This is a genomic window from Arenicella sp. 4NH20-0111 (assembly GCF_040366405.1).
Taxonomy (GTDB): domain Bacteria; phylum Pseudomonadota; class Gammaproteobacteria; order Arenicellales; family Arenicellaceae; genus Arenicella.
The window spans coordinates 94,681-107,977 of record NZ_BAABWF010000001.1 but is presented as its reverse complement, the minus strand read 5'-3'; the positions used below and the strand labels follow the sequence as shown (position 1 = coordinate 107,977).

Annotated in this window: 9 protein-coding genes and 1 pseudogene; 7 read left to right on the top strand and 3 right to left on the bottom strand. The window is 46.0% G+C overall.

Annotated elements, in window-relative coordinates; translation table 11 throughout:
* Window positions 1-6: 6 nt before the first annotated feature.
* Complete coding sequence (gene pyrC, locus ABWW54_RS00500) at window positions 7-1,038, bottom strand: dihydroorotase (RefSeq protein WP_353408984.1); 1,032 nt, start codon at window positions 1,036-1,038, stop codon at window positions 7-9.
* 229 nt (window positions 1,039-1,267) lie between these two features.
* Here pyrC and thrS point away from each other — a divergent pair, with 229 nt between their 5' ends.
* The 3 genes from thrS to ABWW54_RS00485 all read left to right on the top strand — a co-directional run bounded on the left by thrS (window position 1,268) and on the right by ABWW54_RS00485 (window position 4,547).
* The gene (gene thrS, locus ABWW54_RS00495) at window positions 1,268-3,199 is read left to right on the top strand and encodes a threonine--tRNA ligase (protein WP_353408982.1); all 1,932 of its coding nucleotides are present in this window, start codon (window positions 1,268-1,270) and stop codon (window positions 3,197-3,199) included.
* Window positions 3,200-3,419: 220 nt separating this feature from the next.
* Window positions 3,420-4,199, top strand: a complete 780-nt coding sequence (gene bamJ / locus ABWW54_RS00490; RefSeq protein WP_353408980.1) for a BamJ family beta-barrel-assembly machinery protein — start codon at window positions 3,420-3,422, stop codon at window positions 4,197-4,199.
* 99 nt (window positions 4,200-4,298) lie between these two features.
* Window positions 4,299-4,547, top strand: coding sequence for a glutathione S-transferase N-terminal domain-containing protein (locus tag ABWW54_RS00485; protein ID WP_353408978.1), 249 nt, complete (start codon window positions 4,299-4,301; stop codon window positions 4,545-4,547).
* 27 nt (window positions 4,548-4,574) lie between these two features.
* Here the strand turns inward: ABWW54_RS00485 and ABWW54_RS00480 are convergent, their stop codons facing one another.
* Entirely contained in the window at window positions 4,575-5,483 is a 909-nt protein-coding gene (locus ABWW54_RS00480; RefSeq protein WP_353408976.1) for an AEC family transporter, read from the bottom strand.
* A gap of 13 nt (window positions 5,484-5,496) precedes the next feature.
* Window positions 5,497-7,395 carry an ATP-binding cassette domain-containing protein gene (locus tag ABWW54_RS00475; protein WP_353408974.1) on the bottom strand — a complete coding sequence of 633 codons (1,899 nt, stop codon included), beginning with the start codon at window positions 7,393-7,395 and terminating at the stop codon, window positions 5,497-5,499.
* Window positions 7,396-7,503: 108 nt separating this feature from the next.
* Between ABWW54_RS00475 and ABWW54_RS00470 the strand changes: the two genes are divergently transcribed.
* From ABWW54_RS00470 to ABWW54_RS00455, 4 genes and pseudogenes are all read left to right on the top strand, one after another.
* On the top strand, window positions 7,504-8,319 hold the full coding sequence (locus tag ABWW54_RS00470) for a hydroxyacylglutathione hydrolase (protein ID WP_353408972.1): 816 nt from the start codon (window positions 7,504-7,506) through the stop codon (window positions 8,317-8,319).
* A 146-nt stretch (window positions 8,320-8,465) separates the two neighbouring features.
* Window positions 8,466-8,600 carry a hypothetical protein gene (locus ABWW54_RS00465; protein ID WP_353408970.1) on the top strand — a complete coding sequence of 45 codons (135 nt, stop codon included), beginning with the start codon at window positions 8,466-8,468 and terminating at the stop codon, window positions 8,598-8,600.
* Window positions 8,601-8,895: 295 nt separating this feature from the next.
* Window positions 8,896-10,086, top strand: a pseudogene (locus ABWW54_RS00460) (immunoglobulin-like domain-containing protein); the annotation flags it as partial.
* A gap of 471 nt (window positions 10,087-10,557) precedes the next feature.
* Window positions 10,558-13,155, top strand: a complete 2,598-nt coding sequence (locus ABWW54_RS00455) for a chitodextrinase precursor (RefSeq protein ID WP_502907753.1) — start codon at window positions 10,558-10,560, stop codon at window positions 13,153-13,155.
* The last annotated feature ends 142 nt before the right edge of the window (window positions 13,156-13,297 follow it).

Sequence of the window (13,297 nt, the reverse complement as noted above, 5' to 3'; positions counted from 1 at the left end):
TGACTTTTACGTTGACAATTTCCAGTTGAGTTCTTGGCCCGCGTAAAAGGGAACAATATCATCGCCATTTTTTAAGGTGATTTTTTCAGGCACACGCCAACTTGTTTTGGTTAACGTGATGTGTCCTGAATTGCGGCTCAATCCGTAAAAATCTGGGCCGTGGTGGCTTGCGAATCCTTCGAGCTTGTCCAGAGCGCCGAGGTCGTCGAATATTTGAGCGTAGAGTTCAATTGCGCTCCACGCAGAGTAGCAGCCAGCGCAACCGCAAGCACTCTCCTTTGTGTGTTTAGTATGCGGTGCCGAATCAGTGCCTAGGAAAAACTTCGATGAGCCAGAAGACACTACTTCTTGTAGGCGCCGTTGGTGAACGTTGCGCTTTAGCACGGGTAAGCAATAGTTATGTGGGCGTATGCCGCCAACTAGAAGGTCGTTACGATTCAAGAGTAGGTGTTGAGGCGTTATGGTGGCAGCAACATGTTGATCACACGACAATACGAAATCCGCCGCGTCGGCGGTGGTAATATGTTCAAAGACTATCTTCAAATCTGGAAAGCGATCGTGAATGGGGGCTAGGTGTTGTTCTATAAACAGCTTTTCACGATCAAAAATATCGACATGTGAATCCGTAACTTCACCATGAATTAAAAGTAGCATGCCGGCATCGCTCATGCTTTCGAAAACTGGATACAGAGCTTCAATACCACTTACGGCTGCATCCGAATTCGTGGTGGCTCCGGCTGGGTAGAGTTTCGCAGCGGGTATTTCTTCGCTAACCGCTTCCTTGATCATGCTGGGAGTGGTTTCATTGGTGAGGTAAAGCGTCATCAGTGGCGTGAAGCTGTCTACGTCTGATGCTTGAAGAATTCGGTTGCGATAACTTAGAGCTTGAGCCTTAGTCGTGACCGGTGGCACCAAGTTTGGCATCACGATGGCGCGTTTAAAGCATCTTGCAGTCGCAGGAACCGTTTCGTTAAGCATCTCGCCATCGCGAAAATGTAGGTGCCAATCATCTGGCTTAGTAATGGAGATTTGAGTCATAACGAATAAATAGTGTGAAGTGTATTGACCAGATTCATCAGGAATAAAGGTCTTTCGGTGTTTTGTTTTCTGTTGTTTGGGCTACAATAAGCGGCTTGGCGTCGGAACCTAGGCGATAGGCTGCCGTATGGATGTTTGTATGTACTATTTTAGAGCATTGTACAGGGCCACAAGTTTAAGTAACCAGCGTCATCCAGTTTAACAAAAAACACACAGTGAAAATAAAAACATGTCGATCAATATTACCTTTCCAGACGGTGCTGTAAAACAAGTTGAAGCGCCCACTACTGGAATTGAAATTGCCAATGGTATCAGCAGTGGTTTGCGCCGCAACGCTGTTGCTATTAACGTTAACGGTGAACAATGGGATTTGAGTCGTGAAATCACCACCGACGTTACGGTCGACATTATTACGCGTGATACGGAAGAAGGTTTGGAGGTGCTGCGTCATGATGCAGCACACGTGATGGCCGAAGCCGTAAAGGAATTATACCCTGAGACCCAAGTGACTATCGGGCCGTCCATTGAGAATGGATTCTATTATGACTTTGCTCGAGATGAAGCATTTACGCCAGAAGATTTGGATAAAATTGAAGGCCGGATGAAGGAGATCGTAAAGCGAAATGAAACCATCGAACGCGAGGTTTGGGATCGAAATGAAGCAATTTCGTATTTTAAGAGTATTGGAGAAGTCTACAAGGCGGAAATAATTTCTGATCTACCAGAGAGTGAAACCATTACCGTCTATCGCCAAGGTGAATTTTTGGACCTTTGTCGTGGGCCACATTTACCCAGTACCGGTATCTTAAGGGACGGTTTTAAGCTAACGAAATTAGCTGGAGCGTATTGGCGTGGCGACTCGAATAATGCACAACTACAACGAATTTACGGAACGGCATGGTCAGATAAAAAGCAACTTAAGGCCTACCTAAAACGCATGGAGGAGGCTGAGAAGCGAGATCACCGTAAGCTTGGAAAAGCGCTGGATCTATTTCATATCCAGGACGAAGCGCCTGGAAGCGTATTCTGGCACCCCAAAGGCTGGGCTGTCTATCAAGCCGTTCAGCAGTATATGGGAGCCAAGCAATACGAGCGCGGTTACCAAGAAATTAGGACGCCGCAAGTGGTGGATATTTCTTTATGGGAAAAGTCCGGCCACGCCTCTAAGTTCGGTGATGACATGTTTACCTTATCAACAGACGATAGAAATTACGCGATAAAGCCGATGAACTGCCCCTGTCATGTTCAGGTTTTTAATCAGGGCTTGAAAAGTTATCGTGATTTGCCGCTGCGTTTAGCTGAGTTTGGCTCATGTCACCGAAACGAGATGTCGGGTGCCTTACACGGGATAATGAGAGTGCGAAGCTTTGTACAAGATGATGCTCATATCTTTTGTACAGAAGATCAAATCCAAGAAGAGGTGAAGGAATTTATTGATTTTCTTCATGAGGTTTACGCCGATTTTGGATTCGAAGAGATAGTTTATAAGTTATCTACTCGCCCAGAGCAACGAGTAGGCAGTGACGAGGATTGGGATAGAGCGGAAGAAGCGTTAGAGTTAGCTCTGAATGACAACGGACTAGACTGGGAACTGCAACCTGGTGAGGGTGCTTTCTACGGACCCAAAATAGAATTTTCATTGAAGGATTGCATTGGCCGTCTATGGCAGTGCGGCACGGTTCAGGTGGACTTCTCAATGCCGGGCCGACTGGGTGCTGAATACATTGCTGAAGACGGTTCCAAACAAGTTCCCGTCATGCTTCATCGAGCCATTCTGGGTTCGTTAGAACGTTTCCTTGGCATACTCATCGAACAGCATGCTGGTGCATTGCCAGCTTGGTTGGCTCCTCAGCAAGCCATGGTCGCGACGATTGTTACCGATGCTAATGACTATGCTCAGGAAGTGGCCAATGCATTGAGAAATGCCGGACTTCGTGCTGATGTTGACTTACGCAATGAGAAGATTGGATACAAAGTTAGAGAACACAGCTTGCAAAAAGTTCCAGCGATCTTATGTATTGGTAAGCGCGAAGCTGAGGAAGGCACGGTAGCGGTTCGCAGGTTTGGCAGTAAAGCGCAAACCGTAATGCCTTTAGAGCAGTTTATTGAAGAGTTTCAGCGAGAAGTTGAAGATAAACAAATGTCGGAAACGGCTTCTTGATTTGTCTGCAAGACCCAACTGTCGCTGGGTAGGTTACAAAACGGCGAGAATGTGTTGATGACATGTTTTTCGTTGTAAGATTCCAGCGGTAGCGGGCCCGTTATTGGACCTGGCGCTGGCGAAAATTGACTACTATGCAAGAGGCGTGACGCCTCTTGCGTTAGAAACGGAACCTTTCTTAACAATATTAAAATTAGAAATACCACTTGTGGAGAATATAATGAATTTCAAGAAAAAAATGACCGTAGCCGCTGGAATGGTGGCCATGGTTGGAACGGCATACGTTGGCTCTGGCTTGTTGCCCGTGTCTAACGTTGCATTTGCCGATTCAAAGGCTGTTCAGGCTGGAAGTAAAATAGATCTTTCAAATGAAGCCTCTAAACTTGGTTATATGTACGGAGTGAGAATTGCGTCGGATATGAAGCGTGGCGGTTTGGATTCATCCATTGATGTGGACGCAATTGAAGCGGCATTTCGAGATGTATTCAGCGGTACGGACTTGCAGATGTCGGAAGAAGACATGGTCCAGGTGCAACAAGCCTATCAGCAGAAAATGCAAGATGAGTATCAAGCGATGATCGCAAAGAACTCAGCTACCAGCGCTGCCTTTATGGAAAAGAACGCCAAAGAAAAAGGCATTGTCACGACTGAAAGTGGGCTCCAATATAAAGTTGTTCGAGCGGGTAAAGGTAAGCAACCTTCTGACACTGATACAGTTAAAGTTCACTATGAAGGAAAGTTGATAGACGGAACAAAGTTTGACAGCTCATACGATCGTGGTACGCCTGCAGATTTCCCTGTGAGCGGCGTCATTCCAGGATTTAGTGAAGGCTTGCAAGCGATGAAAGAGGGCGCTAAGTATACGCTGTTTATCCCAGCTAGCCAGGCATACGGAGAGAATGCTCCTCCAACAATTGGTCCGAATCAGGCTTTGGTATTTGAAGTGGAGTTAATTGAAGTTGTAAGCCAGGCTGATGCCGAAGGTAAGAAAACCTCATAATATAAGGTCTTCTTCAATTCACTAAGATCTTAATAGTCTTAAATTATTGGACTATGGGCCCATTGCGAAAGCGTGGGCCTTTTACTATAAAGTGCAGCCATGAACAAAACCCATTCTCTTTACTACAGCAAGTACTGTTATTTTTGTCAAAAAGTTCTGATCAATCTTCGTAACCGTGAGGATCTAGATATTGAGCTTCGCAGTACCTCTGACCGTCAACACGCTTCTGATTTGATGCAAGGAGGTGGAAAAACGCAAGTGCCTTGTTTGCTTATTGAATCAGAGAACGGAAGTTCAGAGTGGATGTATGAGTCAGATGACATCATCCAGTACTTTTCCAAAGTTTAGAGAGTAAGGGCAGTAGCTGAAAGCGGGTCAATGGATTATGGCCGCGATTAAAGGCAACCAAGCAAAGGAGAACAAAGTGCTGTAGCCCAAAAGCGTGGCGCAAAAGCGTGGCGCTAAGCCGGCTTGGATTGCCATGATGCCGGGCGTGATCATGCTTGGCATTGCTGATTCAAAAATTGTGGCTTGCATGACCGCTTCACTGGTATTAAGACAGTTAAGGGCGGCATACGCCAGCATGGGTGCCAGTATCATTTTTGTCGTTACCGCGGCTCCCAGCGGGACTCTGTGTTCAGGTAATAATTGCGGTTGAAATTGCAATCCAATGACCACAAGCGCGACAGGCATCAGGGTGCTGCCTAACAATGTTAGCGTCATCGCAAGGTCAACGGCGAAAGGCTGCTTGGGTAGCATTGCAGCGACTAACAGAGCAATGAATGGAGGGAAAGATAAAACCTTCTTAAGCACGCTCAAAAGGCTGACAGTATTGCCGCTTGAAGATGGGGAATAGAGCGAGATAATCACCACACCCACGGTACTCAACATGAGGAAGCTACCAACTTGATCGTAAATAATGGCGTAGTTGAGCACCTCGTCACTGAAGTATGCTTGGACCATTGGGTAACCCAAGAATGAAGTATTACCCAATACTGTGAGTAAAATGACGGCCCCTTCTAATGGTTTTGGAAACTTAAATATTCTAGAGATGCAAAGCATCAAAATGCATCCGATGGCAGCCCAAGCCCAAGCAAAACCTGCAGGAATCAACATTTGAGAATCGAAACTCAGCGCCGGTATTTTGAGTAAGATAATACTCGGCATTGCCAGATAAATGATGTAGGTATTCATCCAGCCGACAACACGGGAGGGGGCACTAATGTATTTACGCGCCAACGACCCTAATAAGAAAAAGCCGATTATATACAGTGTGGTTTGCACTGGAGTTTGGCCTCTACATTTCTTCCAGCTCTTCCCAGCGTGTAAAACACGCTTCTAAGTCTTCTTGCTGTGATTTAAGTGTATTGCCAACCTCGGTTATTTTTGACGCATCCTGTTGGTAAAACTCGGGCCTAGCCATTTCTTGCGTCAAAGATTCTATCTTTTTCTCTAAGTCGTCGATCTTTTGCGGCATTAAATCAAGTTCTCGCTGCAGTTTGTAACTTAATTTCTTTGCTTTAACGGCCGGACCAGGCTTGATCGGAGTCTTGGGTTGAGCGTTGTTTTGGACTTGGCTGTCTGTGCTATCACCAATAATTGATGAGGGTTTAGCCATTTTGGCTTCGTCTCGTTTTTGTCTTAGCCAGTCCTCATAGCCACCAATATATTCAAATACCTTGCCGTCACCTTCAAACGCAATAGTGCTCGTCACAACGTTATCTAAAAAGGTTCTGTCGTGGCTCACCAATAGGAGTGTGCCACTGTAGTCCATTAATAGCTGCTCTAATAATTCGAGCGTTTCATAGTCCAGGTCATTGGTTGGTTCATCAAGTACCAAAAAATTGAATGGCTGAGTAAAAAGCTTGGCCAGCATTAGGCGGTTTCGTTCACCACCAGACAGCTTGGCAGCAGGTGCTCGTGCCCGGGCTGGGCTGAACAGAAAGTCCTGTAGATAGCCCATAATATGCTTCCTTTGACCATTAATCTCGATTTCCGTATTCCCTGACACATTATCCTGCACGCTTAGGTCATCACGGATGGCTGAGCGATGTTGATCTAAATAGGCAATTTGCAGAGACGTGCCAATCTTTACTTCGCCGCGCTGTGGCTCAGTTTCGCCGGTTAATGCCTTTATTAGCGTCGACTTTCCGCAGCCGTTGGGGCCGATAATTCCGACTTTGTCACCTCGCAAAATTCGGCATGAAAAATCGTCGATAATGACTTTTTTGTCGAATTCAGCATGAAGATTTTTGGCTTCGATTACGACCTTGCCAGACTTTCCGCCTTGGTTGAGATTAATGCTCGCTGTGCCCTGTCTCTCTCGGCGCTGCCTTCGTTCGTCACGCATCTTTTTTAAAGCGCGCACTCTGCCTTCGTTGCGAGTTCGACGTGCTTGAATACCTTGTCTTATCCACACTTCTTCTTGTGAGAGCCGCTTATCAAACTTGGCATTATGGCGTTCTTCTTCTTCGATGGCCTTCGCTTTTGAAGAAATGTAAGTATTAAAGTTGCCAGGATAAGAGGTGATCATACCTCGGTCCAGCTCAACAATTCGGGTGCATAAACGGTCGATAAAACTGCGGTCATGGGACACAATAATCAGCGTCACATTTAGTCCTAAGAGCAAGTTCTCAAGCCACAGAATGGTGTCAATATCCAAGTGGTTAGTTGGTTCATCTAACAAGACAATATCGGGTTCTTTGACCAGGGCGCGGGCCATTAGAACACGGCGTTTCATCCCTCCCGATAGAGATGAGAAGCGTTGATCACCGTTAAGGTCAAATTTCGAGCATAAGACCTGAACTCGATGGTCAAGCGACCACGCATCCAGTTCGTTGAGCTCTGCTTGCAGCGTATCGTTAGCGTTATTATCAGAGTTATCATCGACATAGAACTCGGCGAGTTTGGGGCCTCGTTTCTCGTCACCCAACGCAATAACACTCCGAATGTCATAGTCTAGGTCGTTAGGAACTTCTTGAATTAAGCGGCCAGTGATGATGCTTTGTTGCCTAATCAGCTCACCATCATCGGGTAATATCTCACCGTCTATGAGCTTGAGCAGAGTTGACTTGCCTGCTCCGTTACGACCAATCAAACCGATTCTTTCATTGGCTTCGATTGTTAAATTTGCATTGTCTAGAATAGCGTCAGCGCCAAAGCTGATATTGACATCTTTTAAAGTGATTAGCGCCATGAGAAAAGGTATGCTTGGAATAAATTAACGGCGTGAAGTCTATCATTAACACGGCGTTGAGTATTGGTTCCTAAGCCTTGTTTTATCCCATTTTTTAGTAGGTGTCGTATGTTAGTCGAGCAAATTAGTGTCAATAACAGTTTACGTAATTACATGTATCTGGTTGCGTGCCCTGAAACCAGAGAAGCCGCAGCGATTGACCCGCTTGATCACGAACTTTTACTTAGCCGAGCGCAACAGCTTGGCTGGACAATTCGTGGCGTTATTAATACGCATGAACACCATGATCACATTGGAGGTAACGAAAAAGTGATTCAAGCTACCGGCGCCACGCTTTTTGCACACCACCAGGCATTGGATAAAATACCGAATGTCGATGAAGGCCTTAAAGCTGGTGATGCGGTTCAGATTGGCACCTCAGTTGAGCTAATTGCATTGGACACACCGGGGCATACTTTTTGCCACACTTGCCTCTACTACATGGGCAAAGGAGATTTCGAAACAACAGAACAAATGCCAGCATTGTTTAGCGGTGACACTTTGTTTAATGCAGGTGTAGGCAATTGCCACAATGGCGGTAATCCAGAGACGATGTATCAGACGTTCAGAGATCAGTTGTTCTTGTTGCCGGACTACACGCGAATCTTTCCCGGGCACGATTATATTGTGAATAACCTTCAGTTTTCTTTGGATAGGGAACCGAATAATGCGGCTGCAAGAAGCCTACTAGTGGCCATGGAACAATGGCCTATGGACAGTCATTTTGTCTCTAATATAGCGATGGAAAAGCTCGTTAATGCATTTTTCAGGTTAAATAATAATGAAGTCATTGAGACGCTAAGAGCCAAATTCCCGGATCTACAGGGTATGCCAACCGAGGAAGAGGTGTTTTTAAAACTCAGGGAATTGAGAAACCAATGGTAGGGGTAATCGTATTTTGTAAAACGCCAAAGGTAGGCTGAAATTATTAGTAGATTGAGTTGTGGGGGTGGCTGCTTTCACGGAGTTCCAATTCGCTTTCACAAGGCAGTGAGGCGAGATTAACGACAATTCTGTCGAAGAGCGGCTACATGTTCACGTCCACGATTCGAGCCTCTTTGCATTTCATTGCCGCTGAGACCAATTTAAACCTTATTTCAGGCCTTAACTACGCCGTTATTGTAGCCATACTTTTACTATTGATGGAAGAATTGGATTCTATATAAGTCTTTATTAATTATAAGTAATTTGAGATTTTTGGCGTTCCCCCCCCCTCTTGCCCAGCAGCATCGTAGAAGAAACTATTTCCAAGCTTCTGATCTATTGGTGGGGACAGAGATGGGCTTAAGGTTAAAAATGGCAACGTTGTCATAATTGATTGACAACGTTGTCTGATTGGTGTTTAAATAATTTTTGTGAGTGAAAATACTCACCGTAGTCTGTTAAAAACCACGCTTGATTTTTTGAGCGTAAGTGGCTGGCAGAAGGTCCAATTCAAGAACTCATCGTTTCACGTTAAAGATGATTTTTGTGAAAAGTGACCACGAAAAAATTCGATCTAAAAATAATAATATCAAGCAGAGTGCGACCAGATTGGCTGGCACGTATACCCTGTATATCAGAGGAAAAAACATGAAGGTCCGATACCCTACGCGATTTTTTGTACCAGTTTTACTGTTCATATCTGCACTGCTTCCAAAAATCTTGGCAGCGGCTCCCGGAACCCCGAGTTTGGCTTGGATGCCGGCCTCACAAAACGCTTCCACCCAATTTGCAGTTCGTTGGGACATGTGGTGGGGAGACAATGCGACGTCCTGGCGGCTGTTTGAAAACGGAGTTGAAATCTACAGTTCGACCATTTCCGACAACTCCCCCAATGCGCAATTTGGCGAACACATCATCTCCAAAGAGGTCGGAGGTCAATACACATATTATGTTGAAATATGTGATGACAACGGTTTAAGTTGTGTAACCAGTAACAGTCGCAATGTGACTGTTACTGGTGGCTCGAATGTTAACCAAGCGCCCGTGATCAGCGTATTAGGAGACAACCCATTTACGCTCTTTGTTGGAGATGTGTTTACTGACCCAGGTGCATCGGCAACTGACGATAAGGATGGCTCTGTGGGGGTGGTGTCTTCCGGCGTCGTGAACGCTCAAGCAGCAGGAACGTATCAAATTACTTATAACGCCACGGACAGCGATGGTCTTGCTGCAGAGTCTAAGGTTCGTGAAGTGCTGGTGGTTGCAGACGTGTTGCCGCCAATGATCACGTTGATTGGCGCTGATACCATAAATATTGGCGTTGGGGAGGTGTTTGATGACCCTGGTGCCACGGGCGTTGATAATCGAGACGGCGCTGTTGAGGTAGTCGTCAGTGGTTCGGTGAACAGCGATGTTATAGGCACTTACAGTGTGAGCTACAACGCATCTGATGCGGCGGGCAATCAGGCCGTTGAGGTGATTCGAACCGTTATTGTTGAAGCATTTGTTGATACGCAGCCGCCGGTGATATCGTTGCTTGGTTCTTCGTCTGTCTCGTTGTCGTTGGGGAGTGAATTTACTGATCCGGGTTACACCGTGATAGACAATGTCGATGCGAACGTTGTGGTTGCTGTGTCGGGGGCGGTTGATACCTCAACAGTGGGCGTTTATCCAATTACGTATACCGCGGCTGATGCGGCAGGAAACCAAGCTATTCCAGTGACTCGAACAGTCGCGGTTGTTGGCGCTGACTCAAATGAAATTTTGTCTTTGTTTACTCAGGCCACGACAGACCCTATTAACTGGACCACTGTGATTACACTCACTTACCAGAGTTCAGAACAGGTAGATTTAAAAGGGGCTAAGATTACGATCGCTGCCTATCAAACGTTCACCAGTGTCAATCTAAATTGTGAGGGCGTTGATCCGACGCCAATTGAGTATTCGTTTGAGGTTGACACCCAGACTGGTGAGCAATTGACTGTCTTAGCTCTGCCTTATTCGGGAGCAAACCTCGATTCTCAGTTTGGTGGCCTAGGGCAGACATGTTCGATTACTTTGTATCCTGGTGCGATTTCTGATGGAAATGGCGACCCTTATGATGGCAGCGCCATTCGCGTTATTGGAATTACTACCAGTGAAGGATCGGTTTCCCCATCGAGTTCGAGCGTTGCCCCTTCTCGGTTGGATCCGGTTAACTTGGAAGTTGTTGGATGGCCGAGCACGCTAGCAATGGGCACGATAACTGATAATTCTTCGGCTATTACCGCTGACTTAGCTGCGGCTGATGTTGATTCAATATTTAAATACGCAGGAGATGGCACTGGAAATCGTGGTGCACTAATCGAGCCAGTGGTTGTTCGTCAGACCATCGAGCAGTCGCGGTCTGTAGAAACTTTGCGTGGAAAATCAGTTAATCCTGTCTTAGTAATTTACACCGCTAATGCGAGTAATGGCGGGGTTGCCAGCGAGGATATTAGTAACTATACGAACCTCGTAATGCATTATCGAAACTTAATTCGTCAGGCTGCTACGATGCAGTCTTACAAGGACGCTAACCATGTTTCGCCAGGTTCGATAATCCTCAATCCAGATTTGTTTGGTGAGTGGCAAAAGAATCGTGATTCATCTTTTGCCACGGCATTCGGAACCGCAGAAAATTGGACTCCAATTCTAGTTAGGCAAGCCTTAAAAGAGGCTATTTCAGCAGACGCCGATTACGTTATTAGTAACAATTTGGGCGCAACATCGTCGTTAAGCAGTTTATATGATCTAGCGGGAATTAAGTCTGAAATAGATGCTGCCTTGGATGACAATATTTTAGGGTGGGTTCAGTCGCAAAATCTAGTGTTATCAACCTTCAGTCCTGACGTGACCTTTAGTTGGGTCTTGAACCTTTGGAACCCGGGAAGTGCAAATTGGGTGCATGATAGCTACAGCGGCATGCAAGCGGTTTGGAATGAAGCGTCGAAAAGTGTCTCGGAATTTGTTGAATCAATAGGGGCGTACACAGCTAATTCGTATCGACCTGACTTCATTGCGTTTGACAAGTATGAGCGCGACGGATTCTCTCCAACAGGAAGAGCGAACTACGCATTTGGGTCACGGGAGTGGGATAACTATCTAACTTACGTTCGACAAATAACGGATAGCGTTGATACCCCTGCAATGCTGTGGCAGATTCCAGGCGGTCATTTGCCCAGTAATGATGAAGAAATCGGCAGTTACGACATAGAAAATAACGCGTCTAGTGCAGCAACTTACTTTATGGGAGATAAAAGCATCGGTGCCTCGGTGCTAAATATTCGGTCAGAAGTGCTGACGATTCCGCTTAATCCGGTGGTGTACAACGGTTCGTCCTCAGTGGCAGACCTGTTACAAACAGAGTCGAATTATGATTGGGGTGCCAGTCGATTGCGACACGCGGCTTACAGTAATGTGTTTGCTATTTTATGGGGCGGTGGTTCTACTACCGCCGTGGTGCCAATTGCTACCAATGGGGCTGGTGATAATGGTTGGTTGAGCAATAAGATACAACGCTATCAGAATGCAGGGCAGGTCCCGCTTTATCATATTCAATCCGATTCTAATACGCAGGCCTTAACGTCAATAGCCGCGCTCAACAATGATCTCAATAGTGTTGAAAATGTGATGAATAACTCCGTGTTTCTCTACGAAACACCTTCTAATGCGATGGTTCCATCAAGCATCTACAAATGGGCCGATTTTCTCGACGCATTAAATCCGATGCATAACACAGGCATAGCCGGCGTTAAATTCTGGTTGACTGACCCTGACGCGAACGAAGTGACTAACGTTCAATACGCGAAAGTCGCTATCGCTGCTTTTCTTGCTCAAAGCATGAAGGAGACGATTAAGTTTGATGCGTGCGATGAGAATAACTGGTCCATCAATACCGGGGACCCAGTCAACTATCCTTTGTCCTCATCATGTGGCCAGCTGCAGCAGGTTTATGGTGATTATGGTATGAATGCGAACGGAAGTGATAATCCTTATTCTTGTCCTAGAAATCCCAAAATGGAGATAACGGCGAAGACTCATGCGTCTTGGTATGGCGCGCCTGGGCCTTTGTTTACAGCGCCCGATGCCGTCTTGCAAGAGAAAGGACTTTTGGTAAATGGAAGCGTAGGACGTTGGAGTTACAGTGGCCCTGATTGTTCGAGCTCTACGGCTGAATTTAATGCTCAAGCTCCCGCTTATCTAAGAGATGAATGCGCCATCTATGATGGGCAAAAAGCAGGCGGCTTTGTATGGGACGGCAGTGCAGGTAAGTCCTTGGAAGGGTGTGGCTGGTGGGGGAGGGGTGTTATTCAAACCACCGGTCGTCTGAACTTTGGTAAATTGAATCACTTTTTAGGCAGAAGTCACGTTGACCCAGATAATATTAATCAAACAGTGGAAGGCACATTTGTGGAGGCAGCACCAAGCAACCCGCTTTTTGCCGATCTAGACTTATGTTCGAACCCGGAATTAATTTGCAGTACACAAGAGCATAAGGAAATTAAGTGGGTGGCAGGTTTGTTTTTCTGGATGAATGAAGTCCAAGGGTATAACGTTGACTCTGGTCCCTACGCAAACTGGAACTACTACGATGAGTTAAAAGCCTATGTGGATGGTGGCATGACGGGTAATAAATTCATCGACGATGTGTCTGGCATTGTGAATCGAGGTTGTCCTGACGCTACGTGCCCTGTATCTGGGGCTGTTGATGGCATTGGTGATCGTAGGGCCAATTTTTTCAAGGTCCTAGAGGCCTTGGGCTTGAATCCTCAATAGCCCTCATCACTTGTTCGTACCAATTAGGCCCACGTTCATAAATGTGGGCCTTACTTTTATATCAAACCCAAAAATTGACGTCTGTCTCGCTTCTTGGCGAATCTGTAATTTTGTTAATTTTTAGTATTGACTGATATATTTT